Source organism: Sphingomonas asaccharolytica NBRC 15499, from assembly GCF_001598355.1.
Taxonomy (GTDB): domain Bacteria; phylum Pseudomonadota; class Alphaproteobacteria; order Sphingomonadales; family Sphingomonadaceae; genus Sphingomonas; species Sphingomonas asaccharolytica.
The window spans coordinates 1-18,713 of record NZ_BCYU01000018.1 but is presented as its reverse complement, the minus strand read 5'-3'; the positions used below and the strand labels follow the sequence as shown (position 1 = coordinate 18,713).

Here is an 18,713-nt window from a genome sequence, read left to right as displayed (position 1 = left end):
AGCTAGCGCCGCCGGCTCTTCATCAGCGGCTGGATCTTGGTCCCGAAATCCTCGACCCCCTGGACGAAATCGTCGAACGTCAGCAGCACGCCGCCGGTGTTCGGCACCTCCGCCATTTCGTCGAGCATCCGCGCGATGCTGGCATGGCTGCCGACCAGGGTTCCCATATTGATATTGACCGCACCTTCGGGCGCCGCGAGCTGGCGGACGTTGGTGGTTGTATTGTGCTTGTCGGCGGCACCTTGATCCATCAGCCAGCGGATCGCGGCGATATCGACACCGTCATTGTACGATTTCCACTTCGCCATCGCTTCCTCGTCGGTGTCGGCGGCGATGATCATCACCAGGACGAACACCGACACGTCGCGCCCGGTCTGGGCGGTGGCGGCCGCCAGCCGGTCGTTATTGGAAGCGAAGGCGGTCGGCGTATTGACGCCCTTGCCGAGACAAAAGGCATAGTCCGCCCATTTGGCGGAGAAGGCGAGGCCCTCGTCCGACGACCCCGCGCAGATGATCTTTATGTCGCCGTCAGGCTTGGGCCGGACGAGACAATCGTCCATCTGGTAATAGTCGCCCTTGAAGTCGCTCCGCCCGGTTGCCCACAGCTCGCGCAGAATATGAGCATATTCATCGAGCATCTTGTATCGATTGCGGAAATGCTCGTCTCCGGGCCACAAACCCATCTGGCTGTATTCTGGCCGCTGCCACCCGGTGATCAGGTTGAGCCCGAACCGGCCATGGCTGATCGAATCGATCGTGTTGCACATTCGCGCGGCGAAGGCGGGCGGGATGACCAGGGTCGGGCACGTCGCGTAGATCTTGATCTTCTCGGTGACCGCGGCGAGCCCGGCCATCAGCGTGAAGCTCTCCAGGCCGTACTCCCAGAATTCGGTCTTGCCGCCGAATCCACGGAGCTTGATCATTGACAGCAGGAAATCGAGCCCATGCTTCTCCGCCGATTGCGCGATCGTCTTGTTGAGGTCGAACGACGGCATGTATTGCGGCGCGTTCTCGCTGATCAGCCAGCCATTGTTGTTGATGGGCACGAAAACGCCGACCTGCATCGCACTCACTCCTATTGGGGCATCACGCCCGTCATCCAGTCGACCAGAAAACCGTTGAAATTGTCCGCATCGGTGACGTTGACCGCGTGGCCGCCATAAGCCGGCCGACCGATCCCCGATTTAGCGATTCCTATCGCCAGCGCCTCACCCGCGCGCGGCGGCACCAGCATGTCGTCCTGACTGGCGATCACCAGCGTCCGCGTGGCAACCTCGCCCAGCCGATCGGCGATATCGAACGATCCGAGCGCGAGGATGCGCTTTTCCATCGTGTCCGTGCCGGGAAAGGTCTCCATCTGGTGCGGCAATTCGGTGTCGATGTCTTCATCGTGCCTCGACACCCAGTCCGGCGGGTAAAGAAAGATCGGCTGCGCGCGCAGATATGCCCTGGGGCCAGCCAACCGCAGCAACGCGAGCCGGATTTCGAAGCAGCGCAGGAAATGCGGATCCGGGCTGGCCCAGCCATTGACCACGACGAGGCGATCCAGCCGTTCGGGCGCCTTGAGCGCAAGCGCGAGCCCCGCGACGCCTCCCGCCGCGTGACCGATCAAATGGGTGCGATCGAGGCCCAGCGCGTCCATCAGCATCAGGATATCGTCGGCGAAGTCGTCGACCGACACTCGCGCCGGCAAGGCGCGGTCGCTCCGCCCGGTGCCGCGATGGTCATAGGCGATTACCCGGAAATGCTCGGCAAGCGCGGGAATATTGGGCGCCCAATAGCTTGCCGACCCGCCCAGGCCCGAGGACAGGATCACCGGCGGGGCATCGGGCGCGCCGTGTTCCTCGTAATACGGGCCGCTGGCCTCAGGCATTCAGCCCCTTTTCCGCCACCCCAGCGAAAGCTGGGGTCTTGTTGAGGCGGGGGTGTCGCGTCGTCGCTGGAGATTCCAGCGTTCGCTGGGATGACGGGTGGTGGGACGCCATCAGCCGATATGCGCCACGCTGGCGATCTCGACCAGGCATTCGGGCTTCACCAGCTCGGCCTTGATGCAATAACGCGCGGGCTTGTTGCCCGGGAAATACTCGGCATAGACCTGATTGAAGACCGGATAATCGTCCAGGTTTTTGAGGAAGATATGGTTCATCGCGATGTCGGCCATCGTCGCGCCGGCCGCTTCGAGCGTGACCTTGATCACCTTGAGCACATGCCGGGTCTGCTCGGCGGCGTCACCGACGTGGAGGACGGTCCCGCCCTCGCCCAGCGCCAGCACACCTGAGACGTAAACAATATTGCCCGCCTTCGCCCCGGCCGAATACGGCGCGATAGGGGCCGGGAATTGCGGCGGGTTGATGGGCTCGAACGCCATGACGTCAATCCTTGTTATCTGTTTGGGCAAGCTGGCCGAAACTGCCGCAGAAATCGGCTGTCGTGGAAACCCAACCGAAGAATTTCTCGACATTGTAGACGGTCGCTTCCTGCATCATTGGCGGGCCTAGGTGATGGGTCGCGTCCTCCAGCATCACCCCGAAATATTCCAGGTGGAAGCCGTCGCGCAGTGTGCTTTCGACGCAGACATTGGTGGCGATGCCGACGAACACGATGTTGCGAATGCCACGCGCCCGCAGCGTCGAATCGAGCTGAGAATTGAAGAAGGCTGAGTAGCGCGTCTTGTGAAGCGAGATGTCGCTGGGCTGCGGCTTGAGCGCATCGACCAGGTCATAATCCCACCCACCGCGCGCAAGCAATTGGCCGGAAAGCTCGGGTCGCGCGCGCATCGTCTTCAAGGCATTGGATTTGTGCCAATTGGGCGATCCCGGTCCGCCGGCCTCCTGGTATTCGGCATCCCAGCCATTCTGCAGGAACACGATCTGGACGCCCGCCTTGCGCGCGGTGTCGAGCACGGTAGCGATCTTGCCGATGACGCCTGCCGCGCCCGAAATGTCGAACCCGGCGAGATCGACATAGCCGCCCTCGCTCGCATAAGCGTTCTGCATGTCGATCACGACGACAGCGGTCTCGTGCGGGGCAAGCCGCAGCGCCTCGGGCCGGGCCGCCAGCGTCACGCCATTCTCACCAGCGGAGCCGGTCGTCACCATGTCCATTCAGCGCAGCCTGCCGCGCAACGGGAGCAAAGGCAAGCCGACAGAAAGCCACCGTCCGCGACCCGCGCTCAACATGCGCCACGGCGTTTGCGGGCCGGTTACACCGTGCGATGAGGCGACGCGAAGCAACTTCGTCACGCGGGCGCGCGGCAAAAGCGTTAGCCGTTAGCTCCCGCCGGATTATCGATATCCATCGGATAGGTGCCGTGCCCTTCGCGTACCAGTCCCGCATCGAAAATCAGGACCTCGGAGACGCTGACGCCTTTCTGGTTGATGTACTGGATCACCAGCGTATCGATGCCCGCGAACACTGCTTCGATGGTAAAGTGCAGATCGGGAATGCGACGGAGCCCCTCCTCCCAATAGGCGCGAAGGGCGGCTTTGCCACGGATGACACCCCCGGTCTCTGGCAACAAGCTGGCGGCAACAGGCGAGGTGAAGGCCGCGTCGTCATGGAAATGCACCAGAACGGCGTCAAGATCATGCGCATTCCAGGCATCGCGCCAATGAGCAACGAACGTGGCGGAGTCGAAGGTCGTCATTTTACGCAAAAACCCTACGCCGCCGTCGCCAGCTTATAGTCCTTATATTGGTCTCGGAGCACGGTCTTGAGCAATTTGCCCGTCGCGGTATGCGGCAGATCGTCGACGAACAGGATCTCGTCCGGCAGCCACCATTTGGCGACATGCTGGGTCAGATGCTGAGTGATTTCCTGCGGGGTCACCGCGCTGCCCGGCTTGCGGACGACGAGCAGCAGCGGGCGTTCGTCCCATTTGGGATGATACACGCCGATCGCCGCCGCTTCGCCGACGCCGGGGCAACCGACCGCCGCGTTCTCGAGCTCGACCGAGCTAATCCACTCGCCGCCCGACTTGATCACGTCCTTGGACCGGTCGGTGATCTGCATCGTGCCGTTCGGATGAAGTACCGCGACATCGCCGGTGTCGAACCAGCCTCCGGCATCGACCGCGTCCTGCTCGGCCTTGAAGTAACGTTTGACCACCCAGGGCCCGCGGATTTGCAGCCGGCCCGACGTCTCGCCGTCGCGCGGCAATTCGGTGCCCGCGTCGTCGACGATCCGCAATTCGACCCCGAACGGGATCGACCCCTGCTTGCAGACCACGTCGAGTTGCTCGTCGCGCGTGAGGTCGCGCCAATCCGGCCCGGGCGCCAGCGCGGTCGCGATCGGCGAGGTCTCGGTCATGCCCCAGAGGTGAAGCGGCTTGATCCCCATGTCCATGAACCGCGCGAGCATCGCGCGCGGCGCGGCAGAGCCGCCGACCGTGATCTGACGCAGGAAGCGCGGTTCCTCTCCGGTCGCGTCCATATGCTGGAACATCGCCAGCCATACGGTCGGCACTCCGCTGCCGATCGTCACCTTCTCGCTGTTCATCAGTCCGCACAAAACGGCCGCGTCGTTGGTCTGCGAATAAACGAACTTGGTGCCCGCCAGCGCACCGGCAAACGGCAGTCCCCAGGCCGCGGCATGGAACATCGGCACGATCGGCAAGATGACGTCCGACGCCGACAGCCCCATCACCCAGGGCTCGGCGGCATGCATCGCGTGGAGCACGGTCGAGCGATGCTCGTACAACACGCCCTTGGGGTTGCCCGTGGTGCCGCTGGTGTAGCAGATCATGCACGGATCGCGTTCCGGTCCCTCGTGCCAGGCATAATCGCCGTCCTCGCCATCGAGCTGCGCCTGAAATCCATCGGGGCCGAGGTCATCGAACGCGACGTAGCGCTCGATCGAGGTCCAATGCGGCTTGAGCCGGTCGACCAACGGCTGGAACTGCTTGTCGTAGAACAGCACGCGATCTTCGGCGTGGTTGGCGATGTAGACCAATTGCTCGTCGAACAGCCGCGGATTGATCGTATGGATCACGCCGCCCATCCCCATCGCACCATACCATGACGTCAGATGATGCTCGTGGTTCATCGCCAGCGTGGCGACGCGATCACCTGGCTTGATGCCCCATTTCTCCAGTCGCTGGGCGAGCTTGCGCGCGTTACGATGGATGCCAGCCCAGTCGTTGCGCGTCTCGCGTCCATCGGCCCAGCGCGTCACGATCTCGCGGGTGGGATGCTCGCGAGCGACATGGTCGAGCAGCCGCATCACGCGCAGCTCGAAATCCTGCATCGCACCCATCTGCATCCCACTCTCCATACTCTATGTTTGAAGAGCGTTATTCCGCCCGAAGCGGTCGAAGTCTAGGGGCCGTGTCCGCGCTCTCTAACCAACCAATGCAAGCCGTTGCGGCGGCGCGATTGCGACCTCGGCCGATCGCACGCCGGGAATCGTCGCGATGCGGTCGGCAAGTTCGGGATCGAGAAGGAAATCGCGCCCGATCAGGATGGTTGCCGTCCCGCCTGCCGGCAACGGAACGACGAGTCGGGCTTCGCCGCGCGCGCCGCGCGCTTCTGACAATAACGCGCCGATCGCCGAGATCGCGACTGCATCCTCGATCTCGATATCGAGATACATCCGTGTTGCGCTGGCCAGGTCGTCGAACGGCTGGATGCGCTTGACCGTGACGCGCGGCTGTTCCTCGCCCGCGCGGCGGTCGAGCTCGACCGTGATCAGGCCGCAGCCGCCGTTGCGCGCCGCTTCCTCCAAGTCGGTTGCGACCGAATCGTCGAAACAGGTCGCGACGAACTGGCCTGACGGGTCCGACAAGGTCGCCACCAGATAACGCCGCCCCTTGGCCGAGGTGCGCCAGCGCGTGTCTTCGACCATCGCCGCCATCACCGCGCCGGCGCGGCCGCTTTCCGGAATCTGCAAATCGCCGAGATCGGCATAGCGTCGCGCACCATGCATCCGTGCGAGTTGGGAAAAACGATCGACCGGATGCGCAGAGAAATAGAAGCCGAACGCTTCCTTTTCCTGCTCCATCCGCTCGGCCAGGCTCCAGCGCGCCGACTGCGGCAGCTTGATATGCGTGCCCGAGGCCTCGCTCTCACCGAACAGGCCGCCCTGCCCGCTATTCTTCTGGTCGTGGACGCGCGCCGCGGTCGCCAGGATCGTTTCGGCGCAGGCGAAGATGCCGGCGCGGTTGGCATCGATCGCGTCGAATGCCCCGGCCGCCGCGAGTGTTTCGAGCTGGCGTTTATTGAGCAGGCGGGGGTCGACGCGGTGGGCGAAAGCGTCGAGGCTGTCGAACGGCCCGGATGCGTCGCGCTCCTCGACCAATTTCTCCATCGCGCCTTCGCCGACGGATTTGAGGCCGGCGAGCGCATAGCGGACGGCCAGCCCGTCGTCGGTTGGCTGAACGTCGAACTCGGCAAGGCTCCGGTTCACATCCGGCGGCAGAATGGCGACGTCCAGTCGCCGCATGTCGTCGACGAAGATCGCGAGCTTATCGGTCAGATGGATGTCGTAGCACATCGACGCGGCATAGAATTCATGCGGGTGATGTGCCTTCAGCCAGCCGGTCTGGTACGCCAGCAACGCATAGGCGGCGGCGTGAGATTTGTTGAAGCCATAGCCCGCAAACTTGTCGATCAAGTCGAACAGCTCGTTGGCCTTGGCCGCGTCGATCTGGTTGTGCGTCGCGCAGCCCTCGACGAACGTCGCGCGCTGGGCGTCCATCTCGGCCTGGTTCTTCTTGCCCATCGCACGGCGCAGCAAATCGGCGCCGCCGAGCGAATAGCCGGCCAGCACCTGGGCGGCCTGCATCACCTGTTCCTGATAGACGAAGATGCCATAGGTCTCGGCCAGGATCGGCTCGAGCAGCGGATGCGGATAGGTGATCGGCTCCTGCCCGTTCTTGCGCCGGCCGAACGATGGGATGTTATCCATCGGGCCCGGGCGGTAGAGCGAGACGAGCGCGATGATGTCGCCGAAATTCGACGGCCGCACCGCGCTCAGCGTGCGCCGCATGCCTTCCGATTCCAGCTGGAACACGCCGACCGTGTCGCCCTTCTGGAGGAGTTTGTAGACGCCCTCGTCGTCCCAGGTCAGCGCGTCGAGGTCGCAGGCGATGCCGCGCTTGGCGAGCAATTGCACCGCCTTCTTGAGCACCGACAAGGTCTTGAGGCCGAGAAAGTCGAACTTCACTAGCCCGGCACCCTCGACATATTTCATATCGAACTGGGTGACCGGCATGTCCGATCGCGGATCGCGATAGAGCGGGACGAGGTCGGCGAGCGGGCGGTCGCCGATCACCACGCCGGCGGCGTGAGTCGAGCTGTGCCGCGGCAGGCCTTCGAGCTTCATCGCCAAGTCGAACAAGTGGCGGACGTCCTTGTCGCCGCGATATTCGGCGGCGAGTTCGCTGACGCCGTTGAGCGCGCGGTCGAGCGTCCAGGGATCGGTCGGCAGATTGGGAACCAGCTTGGCGAGGCGATCGACCTGGCCATAGCTCATCTGGAGCACGCGCCCGGTATCCTTGAGCACCGCGCGCGCCTTCATCGTCCCGAAGGTGATGATCTGCGCGACCTGGTCGCGGCCATATTTGGCCTGGACGTAGCGGATCACTTCGCCACGCCGCGTTTCGCAGAAATCGATGTCGAAGTCGGGCATCGACACGCGTTCCGGGTTGAGGAAGCGTTCGAACAGCAGACCGAGCTTGATCGGATCGAGGTCGGTGATGGTCAGCGCCCAGGCGACCACCGAGCCGGCGCCCGAACCGCGGCCCGGCCCGACCGGGATGTCGTGCGCCTTGGCCCATTGGATAAAGTCGGCGACGATCAGGAAATAGCCCGGAAACCCCATCTGGATGATGACGTCGAGCTCGAATTCGAGGCGATCGCGATAGGGCTGCTGCCAATCGCCCTCTCCCGCATTGCCGAGCTCGACGATGCGATCGAGGCGTTTCCGTAGCCCTTCACGCGCTGCCTCACGCAATGCCGTCGCCTCGCCATCGCGGTCGCCGGCAAGACTGGGCAGGATCGGCTTGCGCTTGGGCGCCGCCACCGCGCAGCGTTGCGCCACGACCAGAGTATTGGCGATCGCCTCGGGCAAATCGGCGAACAAGGCCCGCATGTCCTTGGCTGGTTTCATCCACGCGTCGGGCGAGCTCTTGGGCCGATCGTCGCTGGCGACGTAGGAGGAATTGGCGATGCACAGCATCGCATCATGCGCCTCGAGGAATTCTTCGTCGGCAAAGCAGCACGGATTGGTCGCGACGATCGGGAGGTTGCGGGCGTAAGCCAGTTCGAGCAGCTCGGCTTCGGCCTTGGCTTCGACCGGTTCGAAGCGGCGTGCGATCTCGATATACAGGCGGTCGCCGAAGATCGCCTGCAGCCGATCGACATAGGCGTTGGCGCCGTCCGGCTGATCTTCCGCGAACAGCCGGGCGACACCGCCCTCGCCGCCCGCGGTCAGTGCGATCAGCCCTGCCGAATTGGCTTCGAGCGTGGCGAGATCGACATGCGGATCGAGGTCGAGCGGCCGCCCGAGATGCGCCTCGCTGACCAACCGACAGAGATTGAGATAGCCCGCTTCGTCCTGGGCGTAGAGCGCGATCCAGTCGGTCTGCACCGGCTGGCCATCAGGCAGATCGGGCCGCGCCACTCCCAGCATCGTGCCGATGATCGGCTGCACCCCGGCATCCGCGGCCGCGCCCGAGAATGACATCGCCGCGAACAAACCGTTGCGATCAGTCACCGCAGCGGCGGGAAAGCCCAGCTCGCGCGCGCGCTTGGCGATCGCCTTGGGCTCGATCGCGCCGTCGAGCATCGTATAAGACGAAAAGATCCGGAGGGGCACGAAGCCGGAATGGGGCATGTGGCCAACCTAGGTCGCCCGCCCCGCCTTGGCCACCCCGGCGGCGAGCTTACCCACAACTTTCGACGGGCAGCGCGCTCAGAGCAGCTTTTCGATGTCCGCCGCGATCTCTTCGGGCTTGGTGATCGGCGCGTAGCGTTCGACCACCTGGCCGTCGCGGCCGACCAGGAACTTGGTGAAGTTCCATTTGATGCCCTCGGTGCCGAGGAACCCGGGCGCCTGGTTCTTGAGCTCGCCGTAAAGCGGGTCGGCGCCCGAGCCGTTGACGTCGATCTTGGCGAAGACCGGGAAGGTTACATCATAGGTCAGCGAGCAGAATTTCGCGATTTCCTCCGCGTCGCCGGGCTCCTGCGCGCCGAATTGGTTGCAGGGAAAGCCCAACACCGCGAACCCGCGATCGGCGTATCTACGATGGAGCGACTCCAGCCCTTCATATTGCGGCGTGAAGCCGCATTTCGAGGCGACGTTGACGACCAGCAGGACCTTGCCGGCATAGGCCGAGAGGTCGGCGTCGCTGCCATCTGCCGCCTTGACGTGAAACTCGGTGATCGCGGTCATGCGCCCTTCCCCTCATATCGGGCCATCAAGGCGGCGATGTTGCGCTTCACCCCAGGCCATTCATGTTCGAGGATCGAATAGAGCACGCTGTCGCGATAATGGCCATCGTTGAGGATGAGATGGCCGCGGATCACCCCGTCCATCCGCGCGCCCAGCCGCTCGATCGCCGCGCGCGATTGGCGATTGAGGAAATCGGTGCGGATCTGGACGCAAAAGCAGCCGAGCGCCTCGAATGCGTGAGTCAGCAGCAACATCTTCGCCTCGGTATTGAGCCCGGTGCGCTGGACGCGCGGAGCATAGACCGTGCCGCCGATCTCGACCCGGCGGTGCTGCTTCGCCATGCGCAGGAAGCGCGTGACGCCGGCGATCTCTCCGGCGGCATCGCGGACGGTGAACGGCATCGCGCGACCGACCGCCTGTTCGCGCTCGATCCGCTCGTACCAGGCGTTGATCGTCTCAGGGTTGGGCACGGTCGTGTGGAACGCGCTTTCGAGACCCGTCGCCAAGGCCGCCAGAATGCCGTCCCGGTCGGCGCGTGTCATCGGTGACAAGGTGACGTGGTTGCCGATCAAGGTCGGCGTCAAGCGCCAGGCGTCGCTGGAAGTCCTTTGTTCGCTCACCTGACCGTCGTAATCCCTGACTTAGCTCAAATGCCCGTCGTGCAGGCGCAGGACGCGGTCCATCCGCGCGGCCAGCCGCTCGTTATGCGTCGCCACCACCGCCGCCGATCCTTCCTGACGCACCAGCCGCAGGAATTCGCCGAACACGATCTCCGCGGTCGCCTCATCGAGATTGCCGGTGGGTTCGTCGGCCAGGATCAAGGCGGGCCGATTGGCGAGCGCTCGGGCGACCGCGACACGCTGCTGCTCGCCGCCCGACAATTGGCTTGGCCGATGCGTCAGGCGGTGGCCTAGGCCGAGCGTCGTCAGCAGCTCGCTGGCTCGCGCATCCGCATCGGCGCGCGAGGTCCCCTTCACCAATTGCGGCAGCACGACGTTCTCGATCGCATTGAAGTCGGGCAGCAAGTGGTGGAATTGATAGATGAACCCCAGCATGTCGCGGCGCGTCGCGGTGCGCTCCGAACTGCTCATCTGCGCGGCTTCGACGCCGGTGATGCGGATCGATCCGCCGAACCCGCCTTCGAGCAAGCCGACTGCCTGCAGCAAGGTCGACTTGCCCGATCCCGAAGGACCGAGCAACGCGACGATCTCGCCCGGAGCGATCGACAAATTCACGCCGCGCAGGACGTGGATAGTCTCCCCGCCTTGCTCGAAGCTGCGGGTCAGGCCGGTAGTGGCGAGCACGGCCTCACTCATAGCGAAGCACCTGGACTGGATCGGTGCTGGCGGCACGCGATGCCGGATACAGCGTTGCGAGGAAGGTCAGCAGCAAGGTGATCGCGACGACCATCGCAATCTCAACCGGATTGGGTTTGGACGGCAGTTCGGTCAGGAAGCGGATCGAGGGGTCCCACAGATTCTGCCCGGACAGTTTCTGTACCAGGTCGACGATCGGCTGGCGGAAATAGAGCAAGACGAATCCAAGGATCAGCCCCGCGATTGTGCCGAGGATGCCGATCGTCGTACCGACGGTGATGAAGATTCTGACCATCGCGGCGCGTGGCGCGCCCATCGTGCGCAGGATCGCGATGTCGCGCGTCTTGGCGCGGACCAGCATGATCAGCGATGAGGCGATGTTGAACGCCGCGACCAGGATGATGATGCACAGGATGACGAACATCGACACTTGTTCGATCGCCAGCGCCTCGAACAATTGCGCGTTCATCTGGCGCCAGTCGCTGACCGCGGCGGTCTGGCCAAGCGACGCGCGCAGCGGCGCCAGGATCGGGCCGACCTGATCGGCGTCCCTCGTATTGATCTCGACCATCCCCACCGTGTCGGGGTCGAGCAGCAACAAGGTCTGCGCGTCCTCCATCGGCATGACAACATAGGCCTTGTCGTAATCGTAGACGCCAATCTCGAAGATCGCGCCGACCGTGTACGACACCATTCGCGGGACCGTCCCGAATGGCGTCGACTGCCCTGCCGGGTTCCAGATCGTGACCTGGCTGCCGATATCGACGCCCAGCGTCTCGGCCAGCCGCGATCCGATTGCGATTCGGTTGCTGCCAGCAGTCACGTTGTTGAGATCACCGGCGATGACATGACCGGCGATCGTCGAGTTACCGCGAATATCGGGGACGGTCAGCCCGCGCAGGATGATCGCCTCCGCGCGGCCATTATTGGTCATCATCAGCGGCTGTTCGATCATCGGCACCGCGCTGGTGACGCCCGGCGTCGCCTTGGCCCGCTCGAGCAATTGGCGCCAGTCGTTGAGCGGCCGGCCGCCATAACCCTGGATCACGGCATGGCCGTTCAGTCCGACGATCTTGTCGAACAATTCGGCGCGAAAGCCGTTCATCACGCTCATCACGATGACCAGGGCCGCGACCCCGAGCATGACCGCGCCAAGGCTGAACCCGGCGACAAGGACGATGAATCGCTCGCCCTTGCCCGGCAGCAGATAGCGGCTGGCGATCAGGCGTTCGTAGCTCGACAGGAGAATCAATCAGGCCTCGCGATCCGCCCCCGGAATGTCGGGTGCCTAGGGTGTATCGCGATTACTGGCAACCAAGGCGACGCTGTGGCGGATTCGACACACGCCTGCCGCAATCGTGCGGCGACCCGTTGTTTGGCGATGACAAGACCCCAGCCGCCGCTTAGCAGTTTGCTTCGCGAAACGCAGGTCAATGGCCGTGGTTCGGGGATCGCTTCCAGCTCCGCCTTAAAAGAGGCGTGCGGGCGGAAGTTACAAGGGGGCTGACGAGCAATCGTCACGCAGGCGCCCGGGTCGGAAACGGCCCGGGCGTTTGTTTTGGGGCGAAGGCGAGCAGCGAAGCTGTGAGCCGGTGCGCGAAGCGCATCGCCCCAAACGGCCGCCGGGCCGCAACGCGGCCCGAGCGACGGCGGCTTCGCCGACCGGCGTCCTTTCGTCGACCGGCGCCCCGCCTGCCCTCACGCCGTCATGCCGCCTCTTCCGTCATGCCAGCGAAAGCTGGCACCTCACGAGGAGGCCACTGCCTGAGACCAACATCGGCCCGGATCGTCCCGCGGACGATCCTTGAGCATGCGGGGCGTGCTCAACCCGATGCTCTTTCGCTGGGGTGACGGTAAGTTCGCTGGGGCGACGCTTCGATCAAAAACTAATCCGGAACGTCCCGCCATAAGTCCGCGGGTCGCCCGGCTGGCCTACAATCAATCCCGTGCTGCCCGATTGCGTGCTCAACAGTTCGAAATAATGCTGGTCGAACGCGTTGCGCACCCAGCCATACAGGTTCCACTTGTCCTTGCGGAAGCCGAGCCGGAAGTTGGACAGCGAATAGCCGTTGATGTCAGTGTAGAGCGAGCGCGACGGGTTGGACGAGAATTTCGAGCGATAGCTGCCGTCATAGCCAAGATAGACTTGGCCGCCGCTAACCGGCGCGTTCACTTCGCCGCCGAACGAGAACGACCATTTCGAAATGCCCGGCAGGATCGATCCCGAAATATCGCACACCAGCGGGCTGAGGCCAGGCGTGCCGGGAGCCGCCGGCGTTTGCCCGGGCAACGCCACATTGCCGCCGGACAATTCGGGCGGACATGGCGCATTGCGGAAGCGGACGTACTTGGCATCGTTGAAGGCGCCGTTGGTGTACAGGCTCAACCGCGGGCTGGGCCGGAACGACGAGTCGAACTCGACTCCGCGCACGCGAACCCGTGCCGCATTGGCCAGATACCCACGAATGACGGTGGTCTGGCCATTATTCACCGTCGCCTGATAATCTTTTATGTCGGTCCAGAACGCCGCGAGATTGAACGTCAGGCGACGGTCGAGGAACTGCGTCTTCAACCCGAGCTCGAAGTGATTTTCCTTCTCCGGCTTCACCGTCTGGGTCGCCAGATCGACGCCGGTATTGGTGGAATTGAGCGGCAACCCGGACAGGTTGATCCCGCCCGATTTGAAGCTGCGCGCATAAGTCGCATAGCCGTGAATGTCCTTGGAGAAGTCGTAGGACAAAGTCAGATCGCCTGACAGGTTCCAGGCGCTGAATTTCGGCCTGTAGCGCTGCGGCGCCAAAGTGTTGAGCTGGTCGGCGAGCGCTGTACCGTTCTTCAACAAGGTCGCGACATTATCCGCCGTCGCGACGAAATTGTATTGCGCGTTGTGGATGCTGACGACCGACTCGTAAAAGCCTGATTTCTTGTCGTAATTGACGCGCAGACCGGGCTGGATATGGAAACCAGGCGCCGCCTCCCAATTGAGCTTGCCGAACACCGCGAAGCTCTGATTGCTGAAATGGATCGAATTGGTCGAGGTCAGCCCATCCAACACCAGCGGGTTGCACGCATTGGCCGTCGGCGTCGCACAACCGCTCGATCCGACCGGTACGTTGCCGGGATTGAGCAGCCACCGACTCGCCGCGGGGCCCTGCACCTGCGAGCCTTGCGTATCGATCGTCTGATCGAAGAAGAAGGCGCCCAGCGTATAGTTCAGCTTGCGATCGCCGTTCGAGGAGATCCGCAATTCCTGCGACCATTGCTTCTGTTGCGACGGATTCTGCGACACGGTGGTGATCGGCAAGCCGACGAAATCGCGGTCGTTGGCTGGCTGCCAGTCCCAATAGCGCCAGGCGGTCACCGAGGTGATCGTCGCGCCGCCGACATCCCAATTGCCGACCAGCGACGCGCCGCCGACCTCCTGTCGCGAGTTGATCGAGGCATCGAGATCGGTGACGCGGTCGAATGGGTCGAAGCTCGGCGGCTTGTAGCCGAAAGCGGCGGCAAGCGCGGCATATTGGCGGTTGAGCGGCCGCTGCGTCGCCCCTGTCCGCGCGTAATATTGGACGCAGCAATAGGGGTTCTGCAGGCTGAAATCGGCCGAAAAATTGAAATCGAGATTGGACGTCGCCTGCCATAGCAACTGCCCGCGCACGCTGAAATTGTCCTGCTTCTGCAGGTTCTTGTCGATCGCGGTGTCGTAGATCGAGCCGCCGCGCTTAGTCACCGAGGTCGATAGGCGCACGCCGAGCTTGTCGTCGGCGATCGGCGCCGAGGCAGAGGCTTTCAGCTGGACCAAGCCATAATTGCCGGCGCTGACCTCGAACGTCGCTTCGGGCGAGGTGAGGCTAGGCTTCTTGGTGGTGATGTTGACCGCGCCGGCAGTGGTGTTCTTGCCGTACAGCGTGCCCTGCGGCCCGCGCAGCACCTCGACGCGGTCGATGTCGACGAAGTCGAAGGTCGAGGCACCGACGCGGCCGATATAAACCTGGTCAATATAGAGACCGACGCCCTGTTCGATGCCGTCATTGGTCAGGCCGAACGGAGCGCCGAGACCGCGGATGTTGATCGCCGAATTGCGTGGATTGCTCGAATAGAATTGCAGCGCGGGCTGGAATTGCTGGAGCCGGTTGACGTTGAATGCCCCGGCATTGGCCAGCGTCTCGCCGCTCAGCACCGCCACGGCCAGCGGCACCGTCTGCAAGCGCTCCGACCGGCGCCGTGCGGTGACGACGATGTCACCCCCTGGCGTCGGCGCGGCTTGCGGATCGGCTTGGGGCTCAAGCGCTGGTGCGGGCGCGTTGGCGGCGGTATCGTCTGGCGCGACGACCGGCGCTGCCGGGCGAGCGGCGTTGTCGGCGAGCGCGACGCTTTGTGGCGATGCGGCGGCAAGCAGGAGCGGAAACGCTGCGAGCATGATTCGGTAATCCCCTAGACGATCGATTAACGCCTTAATCCCCACCGAGTTGCTGGGATTAAAAGCAAGATCGTCTGACCAGCCACGCAAGCCAAACTTTATCGCCCTTGAAAGATAAGGGTATTTTGTCCTCTGGCCGCTCTTGAACCGGCGCCGGAACGCCCCAGATATGCGATGACGCGACGCCCATCCGGGGTCGCGTCGATGTGACATCGCTCAATGGAGGATGATTAAATGCGACAGTTCGACCTTACTCCCTACCGCCGCTCGACGATCGGTTTCGATCGCTTGTTCGACATGCTCGAAGCCTCGGCGCGGCAAACTGGTGGGGACAATTACCCGCCCTTCAACCTCGAGCGGATCGCCGAGGATCATTACCGCATCACGATCGCAGTCGCCGGTTTCCGCCGCGACGAGATCGAGATCATCGCGCAGCAGAACCTGCTGACCGTGAAGGGCAAGAAGGACAAGGACGCCGACCAGTCGGCCTATCTTCACCTCGGCATCGCGACGCGCAGCTTCGAGCGCCGCTTCGAACTCGCCGACTTCATCCGGGTCGACGATGCGCGGATCAATGACGGTCTGCTGACCGTCGACCTGGTGCGCGAAGTGCCGGAGGCGCTGAAGCCGCAGACCATCGCGATCAAGACGGGCGCCCCGCTCGCCGCGATCGAGACCAGTCCGGCTGCCGATGAAACCAAGGCGGCTTAACCGACCGGCGCTTTATCGCTCCCTCGAAAGCGCCGATGGGCGTCCGGGCCGACAGGTCCGGGCGCCTTTTTCTTGCCTTAGCGCTTCGACCCGCGGCCCTACGCTGCTACGCCGCATCAATGACCATCATGACCGTTATCGTAAACCGCAGCGGCGGTACCGCGGCCAAAATGGGCGACGGGCTGTCCGAGGCGCTCGAACAGGCGTTCACGGCCGCTGGCACCACGCCTGACATCCGCTTGCTGGACGGCAAACAGCTTCCGGACGCGATCGAGGCTGCCGCGAAATCCGGCCGGGTGATCGTCGCCGGTGGCGACGGCACCGCCGCGGGTGCGGCGCAGGTGCTGGCGGGGAGCGATACCGAACTAGGTCTGCTGCCGCTCGGCACGCTTAACCATCTGGCGCGCGACCTCGGCATCCCGGCCGATCTGAACGAGGCGGCCGACGTCGCGGCGAATGGCCAGCCCGCGCAGATCGATGTCGGCGAGGTCAACGGCCATGTCTTCGTCAACAACGCGTCGATCGGGCTCTACCCGTTGTTGGTGCGCAAGCGCGAAGGGCTGCAGCGTGCCAAGGGCTGGCCCAAATGGCTGTCGACATTGCCTGCAGCCTTCGCCGTGCTCGAGCGGTTGCCGCATCACCGCTTGCGGCTCGATTGGGGCAAGGGCGAGCGCGCGATCGTCACGCCGCTGCTGTTCGTCGGCAACAACGTCTATTCGCTCGATCGTGGCGAGGTCGGCAAGCGCGGCAGCCTGACCGACGGCAAATTGTCAGTCTATGCCGTCGCCCATCGCCGGCGCGCCGCACTGATCTGGTTCGCCATGCGTGCGCTGGTCGGACGCGCCGAACGCTCGCTCGATTTTGAGACGCTCGGCGAGTGCGAGACGCTGACCGTCAGCTCGAGCAGCGGGTCGATCGAAATCGCGCTGGACGGCGAATTGAAGCGGATGGACTCCCCACTCGAATTCCGCATCCGCCCCGGCGCGCTGACCGTGATGACGCAGGGCGAGGCCGAGAAGCCGTGACCGTTAGACCAACCGGCTCTGCCGCACCGCCGCCGCAATGAAGCTTGCGAACAAGGGGTGCGGGTCGAACGGCTTGGACTTCAGCTCGGGATGGAACTGGACGCCGACGAACCAGGGGTGGTCGGGGCGCTCGACGATCTCGGGCAGCATGCCGTCGGGCGACATGCCGCTGAACACCAGGCCGCCTTTCTCGAGCGGCTCGCGATAGCCGGTATTGACCTCGTAGCGATGGCGGTGGCGCTCGCTGATGTCCGTCGAGCCGTAGATCGATGAGACCACGCTGTTGCCGTCGAGCTTGGCGTCATAGGCGCCGAGCCGCATCGTGCCGCCCAGATCGCCACCGGCCTCGCGCTTCTGGACGCCTTCGGCCGACATCCATTCGGTGATGATGCCGACCACCGGTTCCTCGGTCGGACCGAATTCGGTCGATGAGGCCTTTGCGATCCCCGCCAGGTTCCGCGCGCCTTCGATACAGGCCATCTGCATGCCGAAACAAATGCCGAAATAGGGGACATTGCGTTCGCGCGCGAACTTGACCGAGGCGATCTTGCCTTCCGCGCCGCGCTCTCCGAACGCGCCGGGGACCAGGATGGCATGGCAGGGTTCGAGGCTAGCCGTGACGTCGCTATCGGCATGTTCGAACAATTCGGCGTCGATCCAGCGAACGTTGACCTTGACCCGGTTGGCGATGCCGCCATGAACCAGTGCCTCGTTGAGCGACTTGTACGCGTCCTGCAGGCCGACATATTTGCCGACCACGCCGACCGTCACCTCCCCTTCCGGGTTGGTCAGGCGGTCCATGATGTCGGTCCATCGCGCGAGATCGGGCCGGGCTTCGGGCTCGATCCCGAAGGCGTTGAGGACCGCGTCGTCGAGCCCTTCCTCATGATATTGAACCGGCACGGCGTAGATGCTCTTGGCGTCGAGCGCCGGAATGACGGCTTCCTTGGGCACGTTACAGAACAGCGCGATCTTGGCGCGCTCGCTCGCGGGCAATGGCTGCTCGCAGCGGCACACCAGCACGTCGGGCTGCACGCCCAACGCCGCCAGCTCGCGCACGCTATGCTGGGTCGGCTTGGTCTTCAGCTCGCCGGCAGCGGCGATGTACGGCACCAACGTGACGTGGATGCTGACCGAATTGCCGCGCCCCAAATCGTTGCGGATCTGGCGGATCGCCTCGATGAACGGCAGAGATTCGATGTCGCCGACCGTGCCGCCGATTTCGCACAGTACGAAATCCAAATCGTCGGTCTCGGCCAGCGCGAACGCCTTGATCGCGTCGGTGACGTGCGGGATTACCTGGACCGTGGCGCCAAGATAATCGCCGCGCCGCTCGCGCTGGATGATCTGCTGATAGATCCGGCCCGAGGTGACGTTATCCGACTGCCGCGCGGCGACGCCGGTGAAGCGTTCGTAATGGCCGAGATCGAGGTCGGTTTCCGCCCCGTCGTCCGTCACATAGACCTCACCGTGCTGATAGGGGCTCATCGTGCCCGGATCGACGTTGAGATAGGGATCGAACTTCCGGATGCGGACGCGATATCCGCGTGCCTGAAGGAGGGCAGCCAGGGAAGCCGCCATCAAACCTTTGCCCAGCGAGGAGACCACGCCGCCGGTAATGAAAATAAACCGCGCCATGGGAATCATCGCCTAGCTTGGAATGGGGGCGTGCCGCAAGCACGCGACTCCGCCCGCGCGAACAAAAAGTCCGCGCGGGCGATTAAAACGAAATGGATTTAGCGGACGGGAACCGCGCCGTTGCTGGCCGGAGCCACCTTGTTCTCGCCCGGCGTCAGCGCGCCGGGGAAAGTGATGTTGCCACCGGCACCCGCCGCTGCATTGGCGGCCGCGCCG

At 63.8% G+C, this 18,713-nt stretch carries 15 protein-coding genes; 2 read left to right on the top strand and 13 right to left on the bottom strand.

The annotated features are described in order from the left end of the window. Positions 1-2: 2 nt before the first annotated feature. The 12 genes from rutA to SAS01S_RS06930 all read right to left on the bottom strand — a co-directional run bounded on the left by rutA (position 3) and on the right by SAS01S_RS06930 (position 15,123). Positions 3-1,064: a pyrimidine utilization protein A gene (gene rutA, locus SAS01S_RS06985; RefSeq protein ID WP_066806643.1), complete on the bottom strand. Its 1,062-nt coding sequence runs from the start codon at positions 1,062-1,064 to the stop codon at positions 3-5. Positions 1,065-1,075: 11 nt separating this feature from the next. Further along, a complete protein-coding gene (gene rutD, locus SAS01S_RS06980) occupies positions 1,076-1,873 on the bottom strand; it encodes a pyrimidine utilization protein D (RefSeq protein WP_066806562.1) in 798 nt (265 codons plus the stop codon). Positions 1,874-1,984: 111 nt separating this feature from the next. Then, on the bottom strand, positions 1,985-2,368 hold the full coding sequence (rutC, locus tag SAS01S_RS06975; RefSeq protein WP_066806560.1) for a pyrimidine utilization protein C: 384 nt from the start codon (positions 2,366-2,368) through the stop codon (positions 1,985-1,987). Positions 2,369-2,372: 4 nt separating this feature from the next. Further along, complete coding sequence (gene rutB, locus SAS01S_RS06970; RefSeq protein ID WP_066806559.1) at positions 2,373-3,104, bottom strand: pyrimidine utilization protein B; 732 nt, start codon at positions 3,102-3,104, stop codon at positions 2,373-2,375. 158 nt (positions 3,105-3,262) lie between these two features. Further along, positions 3,263-3,646: a nuclear transport factor 2 family protein gene (locus SAS01S_RS06965; protein ID WP_066806558.1), complete on the bottom strand. Its 384-nt coding sequence runs from the start codon at positions 3,644-3,646 to the stop codon at positions 3,263-3,265. Between the two features lie 14 nt (positions 3,647-3,660). Continuing rightward, complete coding sequence (locus SAS01S_RS06960) at positions 3,661-5,259, bottom strand: long-chain fatty acid--CoA ligase (RefSeq protein WP_439646835.1); 1,599 nt, start codon at positions 5,257-5,259, stop codon at positions 3,661-3,663. 78 nt (positions 5,260-5,337) lie between these two features. Continuing rightward, the gene (gene dnaE, locus SAS01S_RS06955; RefSeq protein ID WP_066806556.1) at positions 5,338-8,832 is read right to left on the bottom strand and encodes a DNA polymerase III subunit alpha; all 3,495 of its coding nucleotides are present in this window, start codon (positions 8,830-8,832) and stop codon (positions 5,338-5,340) included. A 78-nt stretch (positions 8,833-8,910) separates the two neighbouring features. Next, a complete protein-coding gene (locus tag SAS01S_RS06950; RefSeq protein ID WP_066806554.1) occupies positions 8,911-9,390 on the bottom strand; it encodes a glutathione peroxidase in 480 nt (159 codons plus the stop codon). Further along, positions 9,387-10,010, bottom strand: a complete 624-nt coding sequence (locus SAS01S_RS06945) for a GNAT family N-acetyltransferase (protein WP_245656773.1) — start codon at positions 10,008-10,010, stop codon at positions 9,387-9,389. Before SAS01S_RS06945 ends, SAS01S_RS06950 begins: the two co-directional genes overlap by 4 nt. A 21-nt stretch (positions 10,011-10,031) precedes the next feature. Beyond that, entirely contained in the window at positions 10,032-10,706 is a 675-nt protein-coding gene (locus SAS01S_RS06940; RefSeq protein WP_066806550.1) for an ABC transporter ATP-binding protein, read from the bottom strand. Beyond that, positions 10,699-11,955 (bottom strand): lipoprotein-releasing ABC transporter permease subunit, encoded by a 1,257-nt coding sequence (locus SAS01S_RS06935; RefSeq protein WP_066806639.1) that lies wholly within the window; start codon positions 11,953-11,955, stop codon positions 10,699-10,701. The genes SAS01S_RS06940 and SAS01S_RS06935 overlap by 8 nt, the downstream gene beginning before the upstream one ends. 630 nt (positions 11,956-12,585) lie before the next feature. Beyond that, on the bottom strand, positions 12,586-15,123 hold the full coding sequence (locus SAS01S_RS06930) for a TonB-dependent receptor (protein ID WP_066806548.1): 2,538 nt from the start codon (positions 15,121-15,123) through the stop codon (positions 12,586-12,588). A gap of 234 nt (positions 15,124-15,357) precedes the next feature. On the opposite strand from SAS01S_RS06930, the gene SAS01S_RS06925 reads away from it, so the two are divergent. Next, positions 15,358-15,834, top strand: a complete 477-nt coding sequence (locus tag SAS01S_RS06925; RefSeq protein ID WP_066806546.1) for an Hsp20 family protein — start codon at positions 15,358-15,360, stop codon at positions 15,832-15,834. A 128-nt stretch (positions 15,835-15,962) separates the two neighbouring features. Further along, positions 15,963-16,859 (top strand): diacylglycerol/lipid kinase family protein, encoded by an 897-nt coding sequence (locus SAS01S_RS06920; protein WP_169804910.1) that lies wholly within the window; start codon positions 15,963-15,965, stop codon positions 16,857-16,859. Positions 16,860-16,862: 3 nt separating this feature from the next. Here the strand turns inward: SAS01S_RS06920 and pyrG are convergent, their stop codons facing one another. Further along, positions 16,863-18,497 carry a CTP synthase gene (gene pyrG, locus SAS01S_RS06915; protein WP_066806637.1) on the bottom strand — a complete coding sequence of 545 codons (1,635 nt, stop codon included), beginning with the start codon at positions 18,495-18,497 and terminating at the stop codon, positions 16,863-16,865. Positions 18,498-18,713 lie beyond the last annotated feature (216 nt).

What these genes read in the sequence shown, in the direction of transcription:
- rutA (WP_066806643.1), bottom strand. Translation starts at nt 1,064, where the DNA reads ATGCAGGTCGGCGTTTTCGTGCCCATCAACAACAATGGCTGGCTGATC.
- rutD (WP_066806562.1), bottom strand. Translation starts at nt 1,873, where the DNA reads ATGCCTGAGGCCAGCGGCCCGTATTACGAGGAACACGGCGCGCCCGAT.
- rutC (WP_066806560.1), bottom strand. Translation starts at nt 2,368, where the DNA reads ATGGCGTTCGAGCCCATCAACCCGCCGCAATTCCCGGCCCCTATCGCG.
- rutB (WP_066806559.1), bottom strand. Translation starts at nt 3,104, where the DNA reads ATGGACATGGTGACGACCGGCTCCGCTGGTGAGAATGGCGTGACGCTG.
- SAS01S_RS06965 (WP_066806558.1), bottom strand. Translation starts at nt 3,646, where the DNA reads ATGACGACCTTCGACTCCGCCACGTTCGTTGCTCATTGGCGCGATGCC.
- SAS01S_RS06960 (WP_439646835.1), bottom strand. Translation starts at nt 5,259, where the DNA reads ATGCAGATGGGTGCGATGCAGGATTTCGAGCTGCGCGTGATGCGGCTG.
- dnaE (WP_066806556.1), bottom strand. Translation starts at nt 8,832, where the DNA reads ATGCCCCATTCCGGCTTCGTGCCCCTCCGGATCTTTTCGTCTTATACG.
- SAS01S_RS06950 (WP_066806554.1), bottom strand. Translation starts at nt 9,390, where the DNA reads ATGACCGCGATCACCGAGTTTCACGTCAAGGCGGCAGATGGCAGCGAC.
- SAS01S_RS06940 (WP_066806550.1), bottom strand. Translation starts at nt 10,706, where the DNA reads ATGAGTGAGGCCGTGCTCGCCACTACCGGCCTGACCCGCAGCTTCGAG.
- SAS01S_RS06930 (WP_066806548.1), bottom strand. Translation starts at nt 15,123, where the DNA reads ATGCTCGCAGCGTTTCCGCTCCTGCTTGCCGCCGCATCGCCACAAAGC.
- SAS01S_RS06925 (WP_066806546.1), top strand. Translation starts at nt 15,358, where the DNA reads ATGCGACAGTTCGACCTTACTCCCTACCGCCGCTCGACGATCGGTTTC.
- SAS01S_RS06920 (WP_169804910.1), top strand. Translation starts at nt 15,963, where the DNA reads ATGACCGTTATCGTAAACCGCAGCGGCGGTACCGCGGCCAAAATGGGC.
- pyrG (WP_066806637.1), bottom strand. Translation starts at nt 18,497, where the DNA reads ATGGCGCGGTTTATTTTCATTACCGGCGGCGTGGTCTCCTCGCTGGGC.